Source organism: Streptomyces sp. SD31, from assembly GCF_052068475.1.
GTDB lineage: Bacteria > Actinomycetota > Actinomycetes > Streptomycetales > Streptomycetaceae > Streptomyces.
Genome location: NZ_JBQHCX010000006.1, coordinates 453,775 through 476,134, shown reverse-complemented (window position 1 = coordinate 476,134; position 22,360 = coordinate 453,775). Strand labels below are relative to the sequence as shown.

Below are 22,360 nucleotides of genomic sequence, written 5' to 3'. Positions count from 1 at the left end.
CCCCTCCGGCGTTTGAGGAGCGGGGGTCCAGGGGGCGGAGCCCCCTGGGATGGGACGGGTAGGGGCGGCGGGGGCGAGAAACCGCCCGGCGCTCACCCCCGCGCACCGCTGAGCGACACGCCCTCTTGCCCCCACCCCACCGCCCCCCGACACTGACCGGCGACCCCCTCCAGGCCCCGCCCCCCGAGGAGCCCCATGGGAACCCGCCCCGCCCAAGCCCTCCTGGACATCCTGCGCGGCGAGGGCGTGGACCGCGTCTTCGGCAACCCGGGAACCACCGAACTGCCGTTCCTCGCCGCCCTGTCGGAGACCGATGACGCCCCCGAATACGTCCTGGGCGTCCACGAGGGCGCCGTGGTCTCCATGGCCGACGGCTACGCCCGCGGCACCGGCCGCCCCGCCTTCGTAAGCCTGCACATAGCGGCCGGCCTCGCCAACGGCCTGATCGGCCTGCTCAACGCCCGCCGCTCCCGCACCCCCCTCGTGGTGACGGCCGGCCAGCAGGACCGCCGCCACCTCCAGCAGGACCCGATGCTCTCGGGCGACCTGACGGGCCTGGCGGCCCCCGCGGTGAAGGCGACGTTCGACGTCCAGCACGCCCGCGACCTCCCGCTCGCCCTGCGCCGCGCCTTCGCGCTCGCCGTACGGCCGCCCGCAGGACCGGTGTTCCTCTCCGTCCCGATGGATCTCCTCGCCGAGGACACCGAGATCGAGGTCCCGGCCCGCACCCCCACACCCGCACCGGGACCGGCCCCGGACCTGGGCTTGGCACGCGCCGCGCTCCTGCTGGGCGACGCCGCCCGCCCCGCGATCGTCGCCGGCGACGGCGTGGGCCGCGAGGACGCCCTCGGCGCGCTCATACGCACCGCGGAAGCCTGCGGCGCCACCGTCCACCACCAACCGATGGCCGACCACCTGAACTTCCCGACCACGCACCCCCTCCACGCCGGGACGCTGCCCCCGCGCCACGACGCCATCCGCACCGCACTCGCCGCGTACGACGCCGTACTGATCGCCGGCGCACACGCCTTCACCCCGCACCACTACACCCCCGGCCCCGCGCTGCCGCCCGGCCTCACCGTCGTACAACTCGACTCCGACCCGGACGAGATCGGCCGCAACTTCCCCGCCGACACCGGACTCGTCGGCGCCCTCGCCCCCTCCCTGCACCGCCTCGCCGAACTGCTCCTGGACCGGGTCCCCGACCACACCGCCAAGTCCCGCATCCTGCGCGCGGGCGAACGGCACGCCGCCGAGCGCGACCGTACCGAGTCCGCGGCCCGCGCCGCCTACTCCCGAGCCCCGCTCGCCCCCTGGGCCGCCGCCCACGCCGTGGCCCGAGGCCTGCCACCCGACGCCGTGGTCGTCGAAGAGGCCATCACCGTCGGCCTGTTGTTACGCCGCCTCGTACGCCTGGACCGCCCCGGCAGCTACACCCACACCGTCGGCGGCGGCCTAGGCTGGGGCATCGGCGCCTCCGTGGGCCGCGCGCTCGCCGAACCCGACCGGCCCGTGGTCGCCGTCCTGGGTGACGGCTGCACGCTGTTCGGCCTGCAGGGCCTGTGGAGCGCCGCCCGGCAGTCCACCCCCGTCCTGTTCGCGGTGATGAGCAACGGCGCCTACCGCACCGTCCAGGACACCTACCAGTCGATGGGCGGCCAGGGCGTCTGTCCGGGCACCGAGCTGGGGCAACTCGACTTCACCCAGGCCGCGGGCTTCTTCGGCGTCGACGCGGTACGCGCGCAGAGCGCGACCCATCTGCGCGAACTGGTCGCCGGTGCGGGGAAGTTGACCCGGCCGCTCCTGGTCGACGTGCCGCTGCGATCGTGACGGAGACTCACGCGCCAACCGTGCCGCCGCACTTCCGTACCCGGGCGACCTGCACGACGCCCGGCAGCAGCAACGTGCGCCTGCCACCGGCAAGGTGTTCCTCGCCCTCGCCCTCGCCCTGGCACTGATCCGGGCCCGCGGTTACGGCATCAACCCGGAGGAGTCCGGGCCGGCGTCTCGGTCGTCGCCGCCCCCCCCCGCATCGCCGCCCCCCGTGTGCGCGCGGCCGTGACCAGCTGTTTCAAGGATCGTCCAAGGTCTGCGCAATGCTGCGTCCCTAGCTTCCTGGACGAAAGGTTCGTGGCTTAATCCGAGAAGCTGGACCAGGAGGCAGGGACGTATGCGTACGAAGCTCATCATGCGATCACTCGGAGTGGTCGCCGCCGGGGCCGCACTGACCGTCGGAGTTTCCGCGGGAACCGCCAACGCGGCTTCGAGCTGGAACCTCCAGTACACGCAGGGCGACCTCGTGGGCGCTCACGCCTGGGGCACCGTCAGCCTCTCCGGCGGTCGGTACTACGTCAAGGTGAACATCCGCGACACGAAGGCCGACTCGCACGGTGCGCGTGTGTACCTGCGTGCCACGTACCAGGACGGGTGGGGCGGCGACAGGACCGAGTACCTCTCCGCCTCGGGGTCAGGCGCGGAGAACAGCTACACATGGAACTTCGACGACACCGTGTCATGGTTCGAGGCCAAGGAGTGCCTCACGGAACAGGGCCGCGACTGGGACTGCGCCGACTACAGCAAGATCTATGGAAGCCCGTGATCGCGGATCTGTGACGGCGTGAACCTGTGCGGGTCCGCTCCGGAGACGGAGCGGACCCGTCGGCGCACCGCCACCGCCGAGCGCGCGGTCGGCGCGTACGGCGGCTTCGAGTACGTCCGTGACCGGCAGGCCTTCCTGACCGGGCAGACCCTCGACGTGTCAGGCGGATCCGCCTGCCTCTGAGGTCCCTCCCTCCGACATCCCACCCAGCCATTCCCTCAGCTCCTCCTTGAGCGAGCGCTGAAAGGTCGTCAACAGGGCTTGCACCACAAGGGGTTGCATGTGCGCGGAGAGCGACTTCACATCCTCAGCCGCGCGCTGCGACACCTCCCCGCGAAAGAGCTGCGACAACTCGTGCGCGGCGGCACGCGAGTGCTCGATGAGGACCTTGCGCGCGGCGAGGATCGCCTCCTGCGACAGCCGTACGTCCAGCAGCCCGACGCCCAGCCGCAGCAGCCCGACGTCGACGCGGTAGTCGCCGGAGCCGGAGCCGGAGCCGGAGCCGGAGTCGTCCCCGTCCCTGCCCCCGCCGCCGTCCCCGGGCTCGACCACCCCCATCGCGGCCAGCCGCTCCACGTCGTCGTCGCCGAGCGCCCGCCCCGCCCGCCGCTCCAGCTCCGCCCGCGTCACCGTCTCCACGGCCTCCGGCGCCCAGGACGCCACCACCGCCCGGTGAACGGCGAGGTCATGGGCGTCCAGATCGGGTGGCAGTTGCTGCAGATACCGCTCGATGGCCGCCAGCGTCATGCCCTGCTGCTGCAACTCCTCGATGAGCGCCAGCCGGGCCAGATGATCGCGCCCGTACCGCCCCACTCTGCGCGGACCGATCACCGGGGGCGGCAGCAGCCCCTTGGTGCCGTAGAACCGCACCGTGCGCACCGTCACACCTGCCTGCGCGGCCAGCTCGTCGATCGTGAGGGTCGGCCCCTCGGTGGTGTCGGTCGTCATGTGCAGCAGTATCGCTGTCTCACCAGTGCTGTGACACCTCCCGCGCCCCACCTGACGACGACGCGGGACGCCGTGTGAGAAGTAACGCTCTGTGACATACGCCACCGCGTGAGCCGCGCCCCCTGGGGGAAGGTGACCCCTTGGTCTGCGCCTTTACCGAGGGCGCGGACCATACGTACGTCCGGACACCCGAGCGTGACCCGCTCGAGCGCACCAGAGAGTGGTACCCCCGTGAGCAAGGACGCCGTGAACACGGCAGTGGCCGCACCCCGTACCGACGCGGCCTCGATGCCCGCGGACGCGGGCGACGCCGGCTACAGCAAGGACCTCAAGGCCCGCCACGTCAACATGATCGCCATCGGCGGGGCCATCGGCACCGGCCTCTTCCTCGGCGCCGGCGGCCGCCTCCACAACGCGGGCCCGGCGCTGGCGATCGCCTACCTGATCTGTGGCATCTTCGCCTTCTTCGTCGTCCGCGCCCTCGGTGAGCTCGTGCTCTACCGCCCCTCGTCCGGCTCCTTCGTGTCGTACGCGCGCGAGTTCCTCGGCGAGAAGGGCGCGTACGTCGCCGGCTGGATGTACTTCCTGAACTGGTCGACGACCGGCATCGCCGACATCACCGCGATCGCGCTCTACACGCACTACTGGAGCATGTTCACCGACATCCCGCAGTGGGTGCTGGCCCTGGCCGCCCTCGCGGTGGTCCTGGCCGTGAACCTGATCTCGGTGAAGATCTTCGGCGAGATGGAGTTCTGGTTCGCGATCATCAAGGTCGCCACGCTGGTCGCCTTCATGTTCGTCGGCATCTTCCTGCTGGCCACCCAGCACAAGGTCGGCGGCCAGACCCCCGGCCTGGACGTGATCACCGACAACGGCGGCGTCTTCCCGCACGGCCTGATGCCCGTCGTCCTGGTCATGCAGGGCGTGATCTTCGCGTACGCCGCGCTGGAACTGGTCGGCGTCGCCGCGGGCGAGACCGCCGAGCCGGAGAAGGTCGTCCCGCGCGCGGTGAACTCGATCATGTGGCGCGTCGGCCTCTTCTACGTCGGCTCGGTCGTCCTCCTCGCCCTCCTCCTGCCCGGCTCGGTCTACTCGGCCGACGAGAGCCCCTTCGTCACGGTCCTGTCGAAGATCGGCGTCGAGGGCGCGGGCGACGTGATGAACCTGGTGGTCCTGACGGCGGCGATGTCCTCCCTCAACTCCGGCCTGTACTCCACCGGCCGCATCCTGCGCTCGATGGCGATGGCGGGTTCGGCGCCCAAGTTCACGGCCCGAATGAACCGCAGCCAGGTCCCCTACGGCGGCATCCTGCTGACCTGCGCGGTGTGCGTCCTCGGCGTCGGCCTGAACTACCTCATGCCCAGCCAGGCCTTCGAGATCGTGCTGAACGTCGCCTCGCTCGGCATCATTTCGACCTGGGTCATCATCATGGTCTGCCACCTGATCTTCGTCCGCCGAGCCAAGGCGGGCCTGGTCACCCGGCCGAGCTTCCGCCTCCCCGGCAGCCCGGTCACCGAGACCGTCACGATCGCCTTCCTGCTGTCCGTGCTCGCCCTGATGTGGAACGACCCCGAGGTCGGCCGCAAGACCCTCCTCCTCATCCCGGTCATCGCGGCGATGCTGGTCGCCGGCTGGTTCGCGATCCGACGCCGGGTGGCGAAGGCGGAGGACCGGGAGCTGACCGACCTCACGAAGTAGCCGGAGGCCGTTGTCAGTGGCGGGCTCTACGGTGGCGTCATGTCGGAGATCACGTATGTCCGGGGTGACGCCACCGTTCCTTCGGTGAAGGGCGTCAAGGTGATTGCCCATGTCTGCAACGACATCGGTGGATGGGGGAAGGGTTTCGTCCTGGCGCTCTCGTGCCGCGAAGGACTGTGGTCAGGGCGCCGTCCTAAGCCTTTCGATGTGCGGCCGGGGACGCGCCCTCGGGGGCGCGGGGAACTGCGCGACCAACCCCACACGACCTGCAGTCGCCCCCTATCCGGAGGGCCTGCGGCGAGAGTGCCTGCCCACCCAGCGGAGCGTCCCCGCGTCGAGCCGCTGATCACCGAGCGGCTGGTGCGACAGGGGATCGCCGTCACCGTCTACGACCATGCGGGGAGCGCAAGTTGAGCCGCGACATCGACGTGCTCGTGCTGGGCGGTGCCGGCGTGGACACCATCGTGTACGTCCCCGAGCTGCCCCTCCCGTACGCCGACAGCTACATGATCGACAGGGGGATCCGTACCCGCGCCGGTCAGACCGGCGATTTCGTGGCCGCCGCACTGAGCGGCCTGGGCCTGCGCACCCACCACGTCGACTTCCTCGGCGACGACCCCGAGGGCGACCTCGTCAGGGCCCTGCACCGCGAGCACGGCATCCCCCTGACCGCGATCCCGCAGCCCGCCGGCACCAAGCGCGCGGTCAACCTGGTCGGGCCGGACGGACGGCGGCTGTCCCTGTACGACACCAGCAGGGCACACGCGGACGACCGGTTCCCCGAAGACACGCTGCGCACCCTCGCGGAGGCCGCCCGGCACGCGCATGTGTCGATCACCCACCCCTGCGCCCACGCCCTGCCCGCCCTCCGCGAGGCAGGCGTCACCCTCTCCACCGACCTCCACAACTGGGACGGCGAGAACCCGTACCACGAGCCCTTCGCGTACGCGGCCGACGTGGTGTTCCTCTCCGCGGCTGCCCTGACCGACCCCGAGCGAACCGTGCGCCGCATCGCCGAGCGGGGGAGAGCCGAGGTGGTCGTCGCCACCGCCGGAGCCGAGGGCGCGTACCTCCTGACGGACGGCGTGCTCACGCACGTTCCCACGGTGGCCCCGCCGGCGCCGGTGGTCGACTCCAACGGCGCCGGCGACGCCTTCGCGGCCGCCTACCTCTACGGCATGCTGTCCGGCGAGCCACCGCGCCGATGCGCTCTGTACGGCACGGTGGCCGGCGCCCACGCCTGCACAGTGCCGTCGACGCAGACGGACACGATAGGCCGGGACGAACTCCTCGAGCGGGCGGCCTCGTTCGAAGCCCTCCAGGCCCCGTAGGCCCCTAGGTCCCTAGGTCCCTGGGCCGTCAGTGCTCGCCCTCGTCCTCGCCCTCGTGCCCGTGGTCGTGCACGCCGTTCGTGGCCGCGATCTTCTTCCAGGACTTCGGCTGTACCGGGTCCGTGGCCGACCTGGCGATGGACGCACTGTGCGCCGCCGGAGCGCCCGGCTTCGACGGCTGGAACAGCCACGTGTCGAAGAGCGCCGCCAGCGGCTTCCCGGACACTTCCTCGGCATATCGCTGGAAGTCGGCCACCGAGGCGTTGCCGTACGCGTACTTCTGCGTCCAGCCCTTGAGGATGGCGAAGAACGCCTCGTCCCCGATCTCGTTGCGCAGCGCCTGCAGCGTCAGCGCGCCCCGGTCGTAGACCGCGATGTGGAACTGGTTCTCCGGCCCCGGGTCACCGGGCCGCACCTTCCAGAAGGCATCGCCGGCCGCACGCGAGGCGTACACGTAGTCGGCGATCTCCTGCGCCGTCCCCTCACCCTCGTGCTCCGACCACAGCCACTGCGCGTACCGGGCGAAGCCCTCGTTGATCCAGATGTCCTTCCAGTCCTTGACGGACACCAGGTCGCCGTACCACTGATGGGCGAGCTCATGGACGACGACGGAGGTGTTGGTCCCGTTCGCGAAGTTCGCCGGGCTGTAGAACGGCCGGGTCTGCGTCTCCAGCGCGTACCCGGTGTCGGTGTTCGGCACATACCCGCCGAGCGCGTTGTAGGGGTACGGCCCGAAGTACTCACTCAGCCAGTCGGCGATCTCCCCGGTCCGCTCGATGCTCGCCCGCGCGGCGCCGTAGTGGTCGCCCAGGTCCTTGCTGTAGGCGTTGATGACCGGAATACCGCTCTCGCTCGTCCCCGTGGTCACGTCGAACCTGCCGACCGCGAGCGTGGCGAGATACGTCGCCTGAGGCTTGTTCGAGCGCCAGTTGTAGCGGGTCCAGCCCAGCCGTGAACTCGTCGACTGCAGCGTGCCGTTGGAGATGGCCTGGGTGCCGTCCGGGACCAGCACCGAGACGTCGTACGTCGCCTTGTCGAGCGGGTGGTCGTTGCTCGGGAACCACCACCAGGCGGCCTCGGGCTCGTTCGCCCCGACACCGCCGTCCGGGGTGCGGTGCCAGCTGGTGAAGCCGTACGCCTTCTTCGACGACGGCACCCCTCGATAGCGCACGACCACCGTGACATCCGTGCCCTTGGCCAGCGGAGTCTTCGGCGTGATCTCCAACTCGTGCTCGCCCGACGTCGCGAACGACGCCTTCGCGCCATTGACCCGGACCTCACTGACGTCCAGCAGGAAGTCCAGATTGAAGCGGGACAGGTCCTGCGTGGTCTTCGCCAGCAGGGTCGCCGTACCCTCCAACTCGTCCGTGGCCGGCTGGTACTTCAGCCGCAGGTCGTAGTGGGAGACGTCGTATCCGCCGTTGCCGTAGGCCGGGTAGTAGGGGTCGCCGATGCCCGGAGCACCGGGGGAGTGGCTCGCGGCCGACGCCGGGATCACCAGCATCAAAGAGGCGGCTGCGAGTGCGCCCGGTGCCATGATTCTGCGGTGCACGAAAGCTCCAAGTCGTAGGGGCCCGAAGTCTGTCCGGAGCCTATTCACCACCTGTGCCCCCGGTGTGTCCATGACCACTGCTGTCACACGATCGCCATTCGGCCGACATGAGCCGACCCGCCCCAGGGGCGTTTATCGGCCACTCAGGACCTCATGAGTCATCAGTCACCCTCTTCTGCACGGGAGTTGACCGATGTACCGTCCGCGCATGCCGATACGCACGCGCTTCACGATCTGGAGACCGCTCGCGACGGTGGCCACCGCTGCCCTCATGGCCACGTTCCTGACCCCCGCGACGGCGCACACCGCCCCGCGGGAGAGCAGACCCGTCCACTCGTACGAGAACGCCATCCGCGAGGCCGTCTGGGTGGACACCGGACTGGACCACGACCGCGACGGAAAGACCGACCGAGTCGCCGTCGACATCGTCCGGCCCCGCGAAATGGCCCAGCAGGGCCGCAAGGTCCCCGTCATCATGGACGCCAGCCCGTACTACTCCTGTTGCGGGCGAGGCAACGAGGGCCAGAAGAAGACGTACGACGCGAACGGCGACGTCGTCCAGATGCCGCTGTTCTACGACAACTACTTCGTGCCTCGCGGCTACGCCTTCGTCGGCGTCGACCTCGCCGGCACCAACCGCTCCGACGGCTGCGTGGACGTCGGCGGCCGCTCCGACATCCTCTCCGCGAAGGCCGTCGTCGACTGGCTGAACGGCCGCGCGAAGGCGTACACGACCCGCACCGGCACCACGAAGGCCAAGGCGACGTGGACCAACGGCCGCACCGGCATGATCGGCAAGAGCTGGGACGGCACCATAGCCAACGGCGTCGCCGCCACCGGGGTCGAGGGCCTGAAGACCATCGTCCCGATCAGCGCCATCTCCTCCTGGTACGACTACTACTTCCAGCAGGGCGCCCCGCTGTACGACTCAGGCCCCGACTGGCTCTCCGACTACGTCGACAGCCCCGATGCCCGCGCCAAGTGCGGCGCCGTCCAGCAGATGCTCGTCGACGGGGCCCCGCGCACCGGCGACTGGACGCCGCTGTGGACCGAGCGCGACTACGTGAAGGACGCGCGCAAGGTCAGGGCGAGCGTCTTCCTGATCCACGGCATGCAGGACCTCAACGTCCGCATGAAGCACGTCGGCCAGTGGTGGGACGCCCTGGCCAAGAACGGCGTCGAGCGCAAGATCTGGCTCTCCCAGACCGGCCACGTCGACCCCTTCGACTTCCGCCGTGCCGCATGGGTGGAGACCCTGCACCGCTGGTTCGACCACGAACTCCTCGGCTACGACAACGGCATCGACCGCGAGCCGATGGCCGACATCGAGCGCCACCCCGACCAGTGGGTCACCTCCAAGGTCTGGCCGCCGCGCGGCACCGACACCACCACCCTGCGCCCGGCCAAGGGCACCCAGGCCGGCGTCGGCACCCTCGGCCTGCGCAAGGGCGACGGCACCGAGACCTTCACCGACGACCCGCGGCACAGCGAGACCGACTGGGCCGCGCACATCGACCGGTCCACCCCCGACAAGGCGGGCTTCGTGACCAAGCCGCTCACCCGCGACCTGCGCCTCGCCGGCTCCTCCGAGGTCACCGTCACCGCGACCCCGACCACCTCGACGGCCCACCTCTCCGCCGTCCTGGTCGACCTCGGCCCCGACACCATCCGCGACTACGCGACGAGCGGCGAGGGCATCACCACGCTCACCGACCGCACCTGCTGGGGCGTCAGCACCGCCGGCGACAGCGCCTGCTTCAAGGAGACCAAGGCCAAAACCGCCGACGTCGACTACACGGTCGTCAGCCGCGGCTGGGCCGACCTGGGGAACTTCGCCTCGGACCTGAAGGGCACACCCCTGACCCCGGGCAAGCCGTACACGATCACCCTCGACCTGGCGGCCACCGATCACGTGGTCCCGGCGGGCCACCGCCTCGCCCTGATCATCGCCGGCACGGACAAGGACCTGATCGATCCTCCCTCGACCACCCCGACCCTCACGCTCGACCTCTCCCGTACGAAGGCCCGCCTCCCGCTGGTCGGCGGCGCCCCCGCGTTCGTCCGCGCCACCACGGGCTCCGTATCCGCAGCCCCCGAGACCGCGCCCCTCGACGGCGTGACCATCGCCCCGCGCAGCACCCACCGCATCCCGGAGGGAGGCCAGTGACCCGCATCCGAACCGTCACCGTCGTCGCGGCGGCCCTCGCCGCATCTCTCGCCGCCGCACCCGCCCACGCCGCCGACACCCCGCCCCGCACCGGCTTCGAGCAGTCGAACGGCGCCAGATGGACCGGAGAATCCGAGGAACAGGCCCTCCTCGCGGCCGTCGACAAGGCGAGCGACCGGGTCTCCGTCGCCCGCGTCGGTACGACCAAACAGGGCCGCCCGCTGCAACTGGTCCGCATCGGCACCAGTCCCGCCCCCAACAAGGTGCTGCTCATCTGCAGCCAGCACGGCGACGAACCCTCCGGCCGCGAGGCCTGTCTGTCCACCGTCCGCGACCTGGCGTACGCGAAGGACCGGCAGACCCGGCGCTTCCTGGAGCGCACCACCCTGCTGGTCGTGCCCACCGCCAACCCCGACGGACGGGTCGCCGACACCCGCGGCAACAGCGACGGCGTGGACATCAACCGCGACCACATCGCCCTGCGGACCGCCGAGGGCCGCGCCATGGCCGCCGTCATCCGCGACCAGCGCCCCGACGTGGTCTACGACCTGCACGAGTACGGCGCCACACCCCCGTACTACGACAAGGACCTGTTCGATCTGTGGCCGCGCAACCTCAACACGGACGCGCACGTCCACGACGAGGCACAGGCCCTGTCCCAGTCGTACGTACGCCCCGCCGCCACCGGTGCCGGTTACTCGACCGGCACGTACGGCATCTGGACGAACCCGGTCACCGGCGATCCGATCCGGCAGGTCGCCGGTGACGGCCAGGAACGCATCCTGCGGAACATGTCCGGCATCAAGCACTCGGTGGGCCTGCTCATCGAGAGCCGCGTCGACCCGCTCACCGATGAGGAGAAGGCCGACGAGGCGCTGAACAACCGGCGCCGGGTGAGCTCCCAACTCACCGCGCTGGACGGCCTGTTCGAGTTCACCGACGCTCGCCGTGGCCGGATCGAGGCGGCGACCGGCACGGCCCGGCTCGCCGGCTACGCCGACACCGGCCCCGCCTACCTCGGCGGCGCCGACAACGACCCGCCCGAACCCGCCGAGGTGATCCAGGACCCGCCCTGCGGATACCGGCTCACGACCGACCAGTACACGCAGGTGAAGGACGAACTGGCCCTGCACGGAGTGAAGACCCGCGGTACCTACGTCCCGCTCCGCCAATCCCTGCGCGCCCTCGTCCCGCTGCTCCTCGACGAGCGCGCCCCCTATCACCTCACGGCAGGTGAGCCCGACACCGACTGCTGAAACGGCCGAGATCGACGGGATCTGTGGTAGGTCCTGGGAGACGACGTGGAACCGGCGTATCCACCGTTCACCGGGGAAGGTGCCGCAGATGACTGAGGATCTCAAGAAGAGAGGTGGCCGGGAGGGTCCTACGGACGTTTCCGGCCACCCGAGCACGGACCGAGTGGTGTTCGGCGTCACCGCGGCCATCACCGTGGCCTTCGTGATCTGGGGCTGGGCGGCCACGGACTCGCTGGAGAGCGTGTCCACGAAGATGCTGAACGGCCTGATCCACAACGGCGGCTGGGCCTTCATGCTCGCCGCCTCCTGTTTCGTGGTCTTCGCGCTGTGGCTCGCGATCAGCCGCTACGGCCGGATCCACCTCGGCTCCGAGGGCGAGGAACCCGAGTTCAAGACGGTGTCCTGGGTGGCGATGATGTTCAGCGCCGGCATGGGCATCGGCCTGATGTTCTACGGCGTGAGCGAGCCGCTCTCGCACTACTCGGCCCCGCCTCCGGGCACGAACCCCGCCAACTCCGGCGAACGCATGGAGACGGCGATGGCCACGACCCTCTTCCACTGGACGCTGCACCCCTGGGCGATCTACGCGGTGGTCGGTCTGGGCATCGCCTACAGCACCTTCCGCAAGCGCCGGCGCCAGACCATCAGCGCGGTCTTCACCCCGCTGATCGGGGAGAAGCACGCGAACGGCGTCGGGGGACGGGTGATCGACATCCTCGCGATCATCGCCACCGTCTTCGGCTCCGCGGCCTCACTCGGCCTCGGCGCGCTCCAGATCGGCTCCGGCTTCCAGGAACTGGACTGGATGGACGACGTCAGCACCGGCCTGCTCGTCTCGATCATCGCCGTGCTGACCCTGGCCTTCGTGCTCTCGGCCGTCTCCGGCATCGAGCGGGGCATCCAGTGGCTGTCCAACACCAACATGGTGCTGGCCCTGATCCTCGCGCTCTTCGTGTTCATCGCGGGCCCCACGATCATCGTGCTCGACCTGCTGCCCACGTCGGTCTTCGCCTATCTCGGCGACCTGCCCCAGCTCGCCGGCCGCACCGAGGCCAGCGGCGGCGAGGGCGTCGCGGACTGGCTCGGCAGCTGGACCGTCTTCTACTGGGCCTGGTGGATCTCCTGGACGCCCTTCGTCGGCATGTTCATCGCCCGGATCAGCCGCGGCCGCACCATCCGGCAGTTCGTCGGCGGCGTCATCCTCGTGCCCAGCACCGTCAGCCTCGTCTGGTTCGCGATCTTCGGCGGTACGGCGATGAAGCTGAAGGAGGGCGGCGGGCTCGGCGGTGAGAACACCCCCGAGGGTCAACTCTTCGGCCTCCTTCAGGAGTTCCCCATCGCCACCGTCACCAGCCTGCTCGTGATGATCCTGGTCGGCATCTTCTTCGTCTCCGGAGCCGACGCCGCATCCATCGTCATGGGCACGCTCTCCCAGAAGGGCGCCCTCGAACCCGGCCGCTTCGTCGTCGTGTTCTGGGGCGTGGTCACCGGAGCCGTCGCCGCCATCATGCTGCTCGTCGGCAGCGGCCAGGGCGACGCGCTCACCGGCCTGCAGAACCTCACGATCCTGGCCGCCGCGCCCTTCGTCCTCGTGATGATCGGCATGTGCGTCGCCCTCATGCGCGATCTGCGCCGGGATCCGGTCATCGTGCGCGGCGAGATGGGCTCCGAGGCCGTCGAACTCGCCGTGATCGAGGGCCACAAGAGGTACGACGGCGACTTCGAGATCAGGGTCGGCCCGGGCGCCGGCACGGATACCGAGGGCGACCCCCTGGGACACGACCACGGCTGACCGGTGCGCGCGCTCAGGAGGCGAGCCCGGCCGCCTCCTGAGCGCACCCCCACGCCACCGTCACACCCGCACCGCCATGCCCGTAGTTGTGCACCAACACCCGCCCGCCCGGCAGCGGTTCACGCTCCAGCCGTACGGTGTCCCGCACCGGCCGCAACCCCACCCGGTGCCCCAGCACCCGCGCCCCCGCGAGCTCCGGCCGCAGCGCCGCACACCGCCGCACGATCGCCTCGGCCACCCCCGGATCCGGCTCCGGTGACCAGTCGTCCTCGACCGCGGTACCGCCCAGGATCAGTCGCCCGGGCTGCGGGAAGAAGTACGCCATCTCCCCGTCGGCGTCGGTCGAGGTCAGCCAGGTGCGGATACCGGGGTTCTCCACGACGACCAACTGCCCGCGCACGGGGCGCACGGAGGCGTCCGGCACCAGCTCGCGGGCGCCGAGTCCCGTGCAGTTGACCACGACCGGTGCGTCGACCTCCGCGAAGCCGGACACCGACCGCGTCTCGATCGCGCCGCCCGCCTTCAGGAACCGGTCCCGCAGCCACGGCAGAAACGTCGCCATGTCGATCACCGGCAACCGCGCCCACAGCCCCGAACCGGCGTACTCCTCGGCCGTCGTCGCGCGCAGCTCCGGCAGCCGGGCCGTGGCCCACGCGTCCGCTTCGTCCAGGCTCGCCTCGCCCAGTACCCCTTCGACCATGCGTACGCCGGTCAGCTCGCTCTGAGCCGCCAGCTCCTCGTACACATCCAGGGAGCGCAGGGCCCACGCCCGCGCGAGCGCGCGCGGCTCGATCCGGTACGGCCACCAAAGCGCCCCCGCAACCGCCGAGGTGGTCCCCTCGACGGGGTCCCGCGTCCAGACACGCACGCGTGCGCCGCGTTCGGCCAGAACGAGGGCCGTGGTCAGCCCGATGACACCGCCGCCGACCACCACGACATCGTCCACCTGTTCGCTCCCCATGCCGGGACGTTAGCGGAATATGTCATGCCGCGCTCATATCGGTCCTTCCGTGGGGATACTCACACCATGTCTGCCGAGTACGCGACCTTCGGCCTGGCACCGGCGATGCGTGCCGGTGGAGTCCTCGCCAACGGTGACTACCAGGTGCACCGGGACTTCGTGGACTTCATCGTCAACGGACGCCCGCTGCTGTTCCAGCTCTCCGACCTCGACGCCGTCTCCCCGCTCGCCTCCGACGTCCCGCCCGCCATCTTCACCGCCCAGGTCCGCAGCCTGCTCCTGGAGGCGGACGCCCCGCTTCCCGGCGGCCGGTACGTGATCTACGGCTGCCCGGACTGCGAGGACCTCGCCTGCGGCGCCGTCACCGCGCTCATCGACCAGGACGGCGACGACTACATCTGGCGGGACTTCGCCTGGCAGACCGACGAACACGCCGACCTGGAGCTCAACGGCTACCACGGCATCGGGCCCTTCCGCTTCCACGGCGCCGAGTACCGCGCGGCGCTCGGCTCCCTGCTCGACGGCGACTCCGAGGCGCCGCGCCGCCGGGTGCTCCTCATCGGCGCCCGCGTCGCCCTCCTCGCCAAGCTCGCCGCCGCCCTGCGCACGATCGGCATCGGCGCCGACATCACCCATGACGTGGGCGGCGTCCCCGCCGACGAACTGCGCGCCTACGGCGCCGTCGCCTTCGGACGGGCGATCGGCGCGGAGCAGCGCGCCGCCGTACGCCGCGCCTTCGCGGACGCCGGAGTCGACGTGGCGTACGTCGACGGGCTCGCGCCGATCGTGCCGCTGCTGGTCGCCCAGATCGAACACGCCCTGGACCGCAGTCCCGCCGAACAACGCCGGCTGACCCGTCTGGTGGCCGCCGACGGCGAGGCGGGCGTCGAGGTCACCTCACCCTGCCGGGTCCGCCTCACCACGTACCGCCTCGACCGCCTGTACCGCACCCACACCCACGAGGTCTTCGACGGCATCCTGGAACCGGGCCGCCACCGCATCGCGCTGGACGCGAAGGCGGTGAAGGGGGAGTCGTTCGTGGTGGCTCGGACGTCGGGGAGTGTGCTGGTGGAGTCGGTCGCGCGGTAGCGCTCCGCTGGGTGCCGCGATTCGCTCCGCGGGGGGTGCCGCGATATGCCGTCGCGTGTCCGCGGCTCCGTCGTGGCTGGTCGCGCCCACGCGGCGGAGCCGCATATCGACACAGCCCCGCGCCCCTGGGGACGCTGCCGAACCGCAGTTGTTGCGCCCCGACGGTTTCGCGCCGGAATACCCCGACGCGTCCCGAGCCCCCCGCCCATTAGGATCGCTCCCTGTGACCGCCACCCTCGTCGCCAAGAACCTCGCCGCCGGCCACGGTGACCGCTCGCTGTTCAGCGGGCTCGACCTCGTCGTCGCGCCCGGAGATGTGATCGGCCTGGTCGGGGCCAACGGCGCGGGCAAGTCCACGCTGCTGCGCCTGCTCGCCGGGCTGATGGCGCCGGAGGAGGGCGAGCTGCGGCTGTCCCCGCCGACCGCGACCGTCGGTCACCTCCCGCAGGAGCCGGAGCGACGGCCGGGCGAGACCGTACGGGAGTTCCTGGCCCGGCGTACCGGGGTCGCCGAGGCCCAGCGTGCGATGGACGAGGCGACGCAGGCCCTGGTCGACGAAGCGCCCGGCGCGGACGACGCGTACGCGACGAGCCTGGAGCGCTGGCTGGATCTGGGCGGCGCCGACCTCGACGAGCGGGCCGAGGAGGTCGCCGACTCGCTGGGCCTGGCCGTGGACCTGGACCAGCCGATGACGTCCCTGTCGGGCGGCCAGGCGGCGCGCGCCGGACTGGCCTCGCTGCTGCTGTCGCGCTACGACGTCTTCCTCCTCGACGAGCCGACGAACGACCTCGACCTCGACGGCCTGGAGCGCCTGGAACGCTTCGTCGGTGGCCTGCGCGCCGGGACGGTGGTCGTCAGCCACGACCGCGAGTTCCTCACCCGCACGGTCACCAAGGTCCTCGAACTCGACCTCGCCCAGCGGCAGATCAACCTCTACGGCGGTGGTTACGAGGCCTACCTGGAGGAACGCGAGGTGGCCCGCCGTCACGCCCGCGACGACTACGAGGAGTACGCCGACAAGCGCGCCGCTCTGCAGGACCGGGCGCAGATGCAGCGCTCCTGGATGGACAAGGGCGTCAAGAACGCCCGCCGCAAGGCGAGCAACGACAACGACAAGATCGGCCGCAAGTTCCGCAGCGAGGCCAGCGAGAAGCAGGCCGCCAAGGCCCGCCAGACCCAGCGCATGATCGAGCGCCTGGACGTCGTCGAGGAGCCGCGCAAGGAGTGGGATCTGCGCATGGAGATCGCCTCGGCACCGCGCTCGGGCGCCGTGGTCGCGACCCTGCGGGACGCCGAGGTACGACGCGGCGACTTCACCCTCGGCCCGGTGACCCTGCAGATCGACTGGGCCGACCGGGTGGCGGTCACCGGCGCCAACGGCGCGGGCAAATCGACCCTGCTGGGCGCCCTGCTCGGCCGCGTCCCCCTGACCGCGGGACAGGCGACGCTCGGCTCGGGAGTCCTGATCGGCGAGGTCGACCAGGCCCGCAAGCTCTTCCACGGCGAGGAGTCCCTGCTGGACGCCTTCTGCGCGGCGGTTCCCGACACGGAACCGGCGGAAGTCCGCACCCTCCTGGCCAAGTTCGGTCTGAAGGCGGACCACGTCCTGCGCTCGGCCGCCACCCTCTCCCCGGGCGAACGCACCCGCGCCGCCCTCGCCCTCCTCCAGGGCAAGGGCGTCAACCTCCTGGTCCTGGACGAGCCCACGAACCACCTCGACCTGCCGGCCATCGAGCAACTGGAATCCGCCCTGGACGCCTACGAGGGCACGCTGCTCCTGGTCACCCACGACCGGCGCATGCTCGACGCGGTCCACGTCACCCGCCGCCTCGAGGTCGCCGACGGCAAGGTGACCGAACGCTAGGGCGTGTGCGTCAGCCCCGGTCCTCGGTCAGCGCAGCAGCGCGCAGACGAAGTTCTCCTGCACGGCGCGCATTCTTTGCAGCAGCTCGGGCTTCAGGGCCTGGTTGATCTGGGTGGTGACGGAGAAGGTCAACGACCGGCGCCCGTCCGGCGTGGCGGCGATCAGCTGCGTGTAACCGAGGGTGTTGCCGGTGTGCCCCAGCACCACGCCACACCGGGTCGTGTACCGGAAGATGGCGAGTCCCGCGTCGTTGCGCCCCGGCCCGGCGGGCTCGGACGCCGCCCCCGGGATCCAGCGCCTCTGCTCCCGTACGACAGCCCGGCCGTACAGCCGGCCGCCGGCGTAGCCGCGGATGAAGCGGGTCATGTCGACGGGCGTCGACACGATGCCGCCCGACGCCCAGACAGCGGACATGCTCAGAACCTCGCTGACGTCCTCCGGAGGCGCGGGCGGGCTCACGTCGTAGCCGTGCAGATAGGGCCTCGGCATCCGGTAGCCCTGCGGCAGGCTGGTGTCGCGCAGGCTCAGCGGCCGGTACACCAGCTCGTTCAGCAGCCGCTCGTACCGGACGCCGGTCGCCGCCTCCGCCATCAGGGCGACGGCGATGTTGTCGGAGTTGGAGTACTGGTACCGGGAGCCGGGCCGGAACAGCAGAGGCCGGTCGGCGACGTAGTCGAGCAGCCTGCGGGAGTCGAAGCGCTGCCGGGGGTTTGCCCTGAGGGCCGCCAGGAACGCCGGGGCCTGCGCGAAGTCGGGCAGACCGCTGGTGTGGTTCAGCAGCTGCCGCAACGTCACGGAGCCCCAGGCCCGCGGCAGCCGGGGCAGCCGCTTGCGCAAGGTGTCGTCCAGGCGCAGGTAGCGACGGTCGACGAGGGACAGCGCCACCGCGCCGCTGAACGCCTTGGCCGCACTGGCGATCCGCATGTGGTCGTACGGGTCGGGCCTTCGCCCGGTCTCCAGGTCCGCGACGCCGGCCCGGACGACCCGGCCACGCCTGCCGTCGTGGAGGACGGCGATGACGCCGGGCGGGCCGCCCGGCGCGCGGACCAGCTCCTCCAGCTGCTGCTGAAGGGCGTGGTCGGGGTGCGGTCCGGGCCGTGCGGCGGCTTCCGCGCCCGCCGGGGACAGCAGCGCCAGACAGGCGGCGAAGACGGACACCGCCCCGATACGGGGCCCGAACGGGGTACGGCGACGGGGTGGGGTGGGCATCGGCACTCCTGAGCGGCGGCGGGCATGCGGATCGGGCGTCCAGCTTCGCCCGCCCGGATCCGGGCAGCCGCTCGTGCTACTGCACATGGCCCAACAGGCCGCGCTCTGCGGCTTGCCCGCGCCGCGCGGCCCGGCCTGGGCGGGTAGTCGACGACGAGACCGTCGTCGTCGAACCCGATGTCGCCGCTCAAGTCGCCGGAGACGAAACGACTCCGTCCGTGGCCCAGTACGGCCCCGGAAGTACGGCCCCCGGAGCCGTGCCGACCGCTCGGCCGAGGGCCCGCGGGTCGTCGCTCCAGGGGTGAACCGTCCCGGACCCTCCGTGTCGTACCGGAGAGTCCGGGCCCGCGTGTCGACTCAGCGCTTGCCCCGCTTCGGGTCGACCAGACCCGCGCGGCGCAGCGCGTCGGCCATCGCGCTGTTGGCCGGGGGCGACGCCTGGCGCGAGCCACCGCCGCCACCGCCGCCGCGCGCCTGTCGCTGCTGAGGCGGCCGCCCGCCCCGCTGCCGGCGCTCGCCGCCGCCCCCGCCCTGCTGCTGCCCCTGCGGGGCCGCCTCGTCGTCGAGCCGCAGCGTCAGGGAGATCCGCTTGCGCGGGATGTCGACGTCGAGGACCTTCACCTTGACGATGTCACCGGGCTTCACCACGTCCCGGGGGTCCTTGACGAACGTCTTCGACAGCGCGGAGACATGCGCCAGACCGTCCTGGTGGACGCCGATGTCGATGAACGCGCCGAAGGCCGCCACGTTCGTCACTACGCCCTCCAGGACCATCCCGGACGCCAGGTCGGAGATCTTCTCGACGCCCTCCTTGAAGGTGGCCGTCTTGAAGGCGGGCCGCGGGTCGCGCCCGGGCTTCTCCAGCTCCTTGAGGATGTCCGACACGGTCGGCAGACCGAACGTCTCGTCCACGAAGTCGGTCGGCTTCAGCGACCGCAGCACTCCCGTGTTGCCGATGAGCGAGGCCACCTCCTGGCCGGAGGTCTTCACCATGCGCCGGACGACGGGGTACGCCTCGGGGTGCACGCTGGAGGCGTCCAGCGGGTCGTCGCCACCGCGGATACGCAGGAAGCCCGCGCACTGCTCGTACGCCTTCGGGCCCAGCCGCGCCACGCCCTTCAGCTGGGTGCGCGACTTGAACGGGCCGTTCGCGTCCCGGTGCGCCACGATGTTCTCCGCCAGGCCGGAGGTGATGCCGGAGACCCGGGAGAGCAGCGGCGCCGACGCCGTGTTGACGTCCACGCCCACGCCGTTCACACAGTCCTCGACCACCGCGTCCAGCGAGCGCGACAGCTTCACCTCGGACAGGTCGTGCTGGTACTGGCCGACGCCGATCGACTTCGGGTCGATCTTCACCAGCTCGGCCAGCGGATCCTGCAGACGGCGGGCGATCGACACCGCGCCGCGCAGCGACACGTCCATGTCGGGCAGCTCCTGCGAGGCGAACGCCGACGCCGAGTACACCGAGGCGCCCGCCTCGGACACCATCACCTTGGTGAGCTTCAACTCGGGGTGCTTCGTGATGAGTTCACCGGCGAGCTTGTCGGTCTCGCGGGACGCCGTGCCGTTGCCGATCGCGACCAGTTCGACCGCGTGCTCCTTCGCCAGCCGCGCCAGCTTGGCGATCGCCTCATCCCATTTGTTCGCCGGGACGTGCGGGTAGATGACGTCCGTCGCGACGACCTTGCCGGTCGCGTCGACCACCGCGACCTTCACGCCCGTACGGAAGCCGGGGTCCAGGCCCAGCGTCGCGCGCGTGCCGGCCGGGGCGGCGAGCAGCAGGTCGCGGAGGTTGGCCGCGAAGACGCCCACCGCCTCGTCCTCGGCGGCCGTGCGCAGGCGCAGCCGCAGGTCGATGCCGAGATGGACGAGGATCCGGGTCCGCCAGGCCCAACGGACCGTGTCCTTCAGCCACTTGTCGGCGGGACGGCTGCGGTCGGCGATCCCGAACTTGGCGGCGACGATCCCCTCGTACGACGAGGGACCGTCCGTAGGCTCCTCCGGTTCCAGGACGAGGTCGAGGACCTCCTCCTTCTCGCCGCGCAGCATCGCCAGGATGCGGTGCGAGGGCAGCTCGGTGAACGGCTCGGCGAAGTCGAAGTAGTCGGCGAACTTCGCGCCCGCCTCCTCCTTGCCGTCGCGCACCTTGGCCGCCAGCCGCCCACGCACCCACATGCGCTCCCGCAGCTCGCCGATCAGGTCGGCGTCCTCCGAGAACCGCTCGGTGAGGATCGCCCGGGCGCCCTCCAGGGCCGCCTGCGGATCGGCCACGCCCTTGTCGGCGTCGACGAAGGCCGCGGCGGCGGCGACGGGGTCGACCGTCGGGTCGCCGAGCAGCCCCTCGGCGAGGGGCTCAAGGCCGGCCTCACGCGCGATCTGCGCCTTGGTCCTGCGCTTGGGCTTGAACGGCAGATAGATGTCCTCGAGCCGCGCCTTGGTCTCGGCGCCGCGGATCCGCTCCTCCAGCTCCTCGGTCAGCTTGCCCTGCTCGCGCACCGAGTCGAGGATGGCCGTCCGCCGCTCCTCCAGCTCCCGCAGATAGCGCAGCCGCTCCTCGATCGTGCGCAGCTGCGCGTCGTCGAGCATCTCGGTCGCTTCCTTGCGGTAGCGGGCGATGAAAGGCACCGTCGAACCGCCGTCGAGCAGCTCCACGGCAGCCTTCACCTGCCGCTCTCGTACGCCGAGCTCCGCGGCGATCCTGCCTTCGATGGACCCTACGAGGGGTGTCGTCACGATCCCGTCCCGCCTTCTGACTGAGGTTGCGCGGCAATTGTGGCAGGTGGCACCGACAACCGGGGATCAGGGCGGCACCCCGGCCGGTCGTGGCGGGGCGAGAATCAGGCCCTGCGGCTTCGCGTACTGCTCGATGCGCCGCCGAAGAGCCGGGCCAGGGCACGGAACGGCAGCGTCACGACGGTGGCGATCGCACCGCCGATCTGCCGCAACACGTCTGCGATTGCACGGAACACTTGCTTCCCCTTTCCTCTCCGGCCACGACGGCCGGTTGAGGGCCGGGTACCGCGACTCGGGCCCGCCATGCAGCGCGGACCCGATCAAGGAGTTCCGTCAAGGAGTCCCGTCCGTGCCTGGGCCCGCTGGAAGGCCTCAGCCCCTGCCGAGCAGATTCGCCGGAAACGCCCCCGCCGCCACCGCGGCCCGCGCGAACCCCGCACCGAGCTCCGTCAGCCGTGCGACCCCCTCCTCGCCGAGGCGCTCGTACGGCGCCCGGTCCAGGCGGTCCGTCTCTGCCTCGATCTCCTCACGCAGGGCGACGCCCTCCGGCGTGAGGTCGCCCGAGTCCGCCAGCAGACCTCGCTCGCGCAGTCGGCCGCAGGCCGCGTCCCAGTCCTCCTGGGCCCAGCCGCGGGTGGAGAACACCCACTTCGGCGACATGCCCTCGCCGGTCGCGGTGTGGGTCACCGCCTCCAGCCCGTCGAGGCCCACGGACATCAGTACGGCGAGATGCCCGTCACCGCGGTGCTCGCGCAGCGTGGCGGCGTGGAAGTACGCCAGGTGCGGCTCCTCGGGGCACTGCGCGAACAGGCTTCCGCGGACGCCACCGCCTCCTCGCCGAGCAGCCGCCGCAGCAGGGCGTCGACCGCACGCGCGCGTGCCGCCAGCACGTCCTCGGGGGAGGCGGTCGCCCAGACCGCGGGTACGTGCCGGGCGACCAGCTCGTGCTTGGAGTTGTAGAACGCCGCCGTCACCGCGCCCGCACCGACCGGACCCAGCGCGGCGGCCCGTACCGCGAAGTTGACGGCCCTGGGATGCGTGATCCCGAGCGCGGCAGTAGTCGTGCCCCCGGACGTTACCAACCGCTTGGTACGTCCAGAGGAGCCGTGAAACGGCCATGGCAGAAAAGGTGGGGAACGCGTCCTTGTGGCCATTCCCGGG

16 protein-coding genes and 2 pseudogenes are annotated in these 22,360 nt (G+C 71.1%); 11 read left to right on the top strand and 7 right to left on the bottom strand.

Annotated features, from left to right (window positions below; translation table 11 throughout):
• The first annotated feature begins 195 nt into the window (after positions 1 to 195).
• The 3 genes from ACTMVF_RS16420 (at position 196) to ACTMVF_RS16410 (ending at position 2,782) form a co-directional block, all read left to right on the top strand.
• Entirely contained in the window at positions 196 to 1,830 is a 1,635-nt protein-coding gene (locus tag ACTMVF_RS16420) for a thiamine pyrophosphate-binding protein (RefSeq protein WP_441271756.1), read from the top strand.
• Positions 1,831 to 2,188: 358 nt separating this feature from the next.
• Positions 2,189 to 2,599, top strand: coding sequence for a hypothetical protein (locus ACTMVF_RS16415; RefSeq protein ID WP_441271755.1), 411 nt, complete (start codon positions 2,189 to 2,191; stop codon positions 2,597 to 2,599).
• Between the two features lie 18 nt (positions 2,600 to 2,617).
• Positions 2,618 to 2,782, top strand: coding sequence for a hypothetical protein (locus ACTMVF_RS16410; protein ID WP_441271754.1), 165 nt, complete (start codon positions 2,618 to 2,620; stop codon positions 2,780 to 2,782).
• On the opposite strand, the gene ACTMVF_RS16405 is transcribed toward ACTMVF_RS16410, so the two are convergent.
• Positions 2,759 to 3,547 carry a MerR family transcriptional regulator gene (locus tag ACTMVF_RS16405; RefSeq protein WP_441271753.1) on the bottom strand — a complete coding sequence of 263 codons (789 nt, stop codon included), beginning with the start codon at positions 3,545 to 3,547 and terminating at the stop codon, positions 2,759 to 2,761. The two genes, ACTMVF_RS16410 and ACTMVF_RS16405, sit on opposite strands and share 24 nt — an antisense overlap.
• Positions 3,548 to 3,778: 231 nt before the next feature.
• Between ACTMVF_RS16405 and ACTMVF_RS16400 the strand changes: the two genes are divergently transcribed.
• The 3 genes and pseudogenes from ACTMVF_RS16400 (at position 3,779) to ACTMVF_RS16390 (ending at position 6,576) form a co-directional block, all read left to right on the top strand.
• Positions 3,779 to 5,245, top strand: a complete 1,467-nt coding sequence (locus ACTMVF_RS16400; protein WP_441271752.1) for an amino acid permease — start codon at positions 3,779 to 3,781, stop codon at positions 5,243 to 5,245.
• A gap of 39 nt (positions 5,246 to 5,284) precedes the next feature.
• Positions 5,285 to 5,407, top strand: a pseudogene (locus ACTMVF_RS16395) (Appr-1-p processing protein); the annotation flags it as partial.
• 248 nt (positions 5,408 to 5,655) lie between these two features.
• Entirely contained in the window at positions 5,656 to 6,576 is a 921-nt protein-coding gene (locus ACTMVF_RS16390; RefSeq protein ID WP_441271751.1) for an adenosine kinase, read from the top strand.
• Between the two features lie 28 nt (positions 6,577 to 6,604).
• Here the strand turns inward: ACTMVF_RS16390 and ACTMVF_RS16385 are convergent, their stop codons facing one another.
• A complete protein-coding gene (locus ACTMVF_RS16385; RefSeq protein ID WP_441271750.1) occupies positions 6,605 to 8,128 on the bottom strand; it encodes a M1 family metallopeptidase in 1,524 nt (507 codons plus the stop codon).
• Positions 8,129 to 8,336: 208 nt separating this feature from the next.
• On the opposite strand from ACTMVF_RS16385, the gene ACTMVF_RS16380 reads away from it, so the two are divergent.
• From ACTMVF_RS16380 to ACTMVF_RS16370, 3 genes are all read left to right on the top strand, one after another.
• On the top strand, positions 8,337 to 10,295 hold the full coding sequence (locus ACTMVF_RS16380; protein ID WP_441271749.1) for a Xaa-Pro dipeptidyl-peptidase: 1,959 nt from the start codon (positions 8,337 to 8,339) through the stop codon (positions 10,293 to 10,295).
• A complete protein-coding gene (locus ACTMVF_RS16375) occupies positions 10,292 to 11,551 on the top strand; it encodes a M14 family metallopeptidase (RefSeq protein ID WP_441271748.1) in 1,260 nt (419 codons plus the stop codon). The genes ACTMVF_RS16380 and ACTMVF_RS16375 overlap by 4 nt, the downstream gene beginning before the upstream one ends.
• Before the next feature lie 88 nt (positions 11,552 to 11,639).
• Positions 11,640 to 13,343: a BCCT family transporter gene (locus ACTMVF_RS16370; RefSeq protein ID WP_441271747.1), complete on the top strand. Its 1,704-nt coding sequence runs from the start codon at positions 11,640 to 11,642 to the stop codon at positions 13,341 to 13,343.
• Between the two features lie 13 nt (positions 13,344 to 13,356).
• On the opposite strand, the gene ACTMVF_RS16365 is transcribed toward ACTMVF_RS16370, so the two are convergent.
• Positions 13,357 to 14,304, bottom strand: coding sequence for an FAD-dependent oxidoreductase (locus tag ACTMVF_RS16365; protein ID WP_441271746.1), 948 nt, complete (start codon positions 14,302 to 14,304; stop codon positions 13,357 to 13,359).
• A gap of 66 nt (positions 14,305 to 14,370) precedes the next feature.
• On the opposite strand from ACTMVF_RS16365, the gene ACTMVF_RS16360 reads away from it, so the two are divergent.
• The gene (locus ACTMVF_RS16360; RefSeq protein ID WP_441271745.1) at positions 14,371 to 15,393 is read left to right on the top strand and encodes an oxidoreductase; all 1,023 of its coding nucleotides are present in this window, start codon (positions 14,371 to 14,373) and stop codon (positions 15,391 to 15,393) included.
• Positions 15,394 to 15,616: 223 nt separating this feature from the next.
• Complete coding sequence (locus tag ACTMVF_RS16355) at positions 15,617 to 17,257, top strand: ABC-F family ATP-binding cassette domain-containing protein (RefSeq protein ID WP_441271744.1); 1,641 nt, start codon at positions 15,617 to 15,619, stop codon at positions 17,255 to 17,257.
• A 27-nt stretch (positions 17,258 to 17,284) separates the two neighbouring features.
• On the opposite strand, the gene ACTMVF_RS16350 is transcribed toward ACTMVF_RS16355, so the two are convergent.
• The 4 genes and pseudogenes from ACTMVF_RS16350 to ACTMVF_RS16335 all read right to left on the bottom strand — a co-directional run bounded on the left by ACTMVF_RS16350 (position 17,285) and on the right by ACTMVF_RS16335 (position 22,353).
• Positions 17,285 to 18,466 (bottom strand): serine hydrolase domain-containing protein, encoded by a 1,182-nt coding sequence (locus tag ACTMVF_RS16350; protein WP_441271743.1) that lies wholly within the window; start codon positions 18,464 to 18,466, stop codon positions 17,285 to 17,287.
• A gap of 357 nt (positions 18,467 to 18,823) precedes the next feature.
• Positions 18,824 to 21,199: a Tex family protein gene (locus ACTMVF_RS16345; protein ID WP_441271742.1), complete on the bottom strand. Its 2,376-nt coding sequence runs from the start codon at positions 21,197 to 21,199 to the stop codon at positions 18,824 to 18,826.
• Positions 21,200 to 21,303: 104 nt separating this feature from the next.
• Positions 21,304 to 21,435: an LPFR motif small protein gene (locus ACTMVF_RS16340; protein ID WP_252100478.1), complete on the bottom strand. Its 132-nt coding sequence runs from the start codon at positions 21,433 to 21,435 to the stop codon at positions 21,304 to 21,306.
• A 136-nt stretch (positions 21,436 to 21,571) separates the two neighbouring features.
• Positions 21,572 to 22,353 (bottom strand): annotated as a pseudogene (locus ACTMVF_RS16335) (SCO6745 family protein).
• Positions 22,354 to 22,360 lie beyond the last annotated feature (7 nt).

Excerpts from the sequence above, each read along its gene's own strand:
- ACTMVF_RS16380 (WP_441271749.1), top strand. The coding sequence starts at position 8,337 with ATGCCGATACGCACGCGCTTCACGATCTGGAGACCGCTCGCGACGGTG.
- ACTMVF_RS16350 (WP_441271743.1), bottom strand. The coding sequence starts at position 18,466 with ATGCCCACCCCACCCCGTCGCCGTACCCCGTTCGGGCCCCGTATCGGG.
- ACTMVF_RS16415 (WP_441271755.1), top strand. The coding sequence starts at position 2,189 with ATGCGATCACTCGGAGTGGTCGCCGCCGGGGCCGCACTGACCGTCGGA.
- ACTMVF_RS16405 (WP_441271753.1), bottom strand. The coding sequence starts at position 3,547 with ATGACGACCGACACCACCGAGGGGCCGACCCTCACGATCGACGAGCTG.
- ACTMVF_RS16420 (WP_441271756.1), top strand. The coding sequence starts at position 196 with ATGGGAACCCGCCCCGCCCAAGCCCTCCTGGACATCCTGCGCGGCGAG.
- ACTMVF_RS16365 (WP_441271746.1), bottom strand. The coding sequence starts at position 14,304 with ATGGGGAGCGAACAGGTGGACGATGTCGTGGTGGTCGGCGGCGGTGTC.
- ACTMVF_RS16360 (WP_441271745.1), top strand. The coding sequence starts at position 14,371 with ATGTCTGCCGAGTACGCGACCTTCGGCCTGGCACCGGCGATGCGTGCC.
- ACTMVF_RS16370 (WP_441271747.1), top strand. The coding sequence starts at position 11,640 with ATGACTGAGGATCTCAAGAAGAGAGGTGGCCGGGAGGGTCCTACGGAC.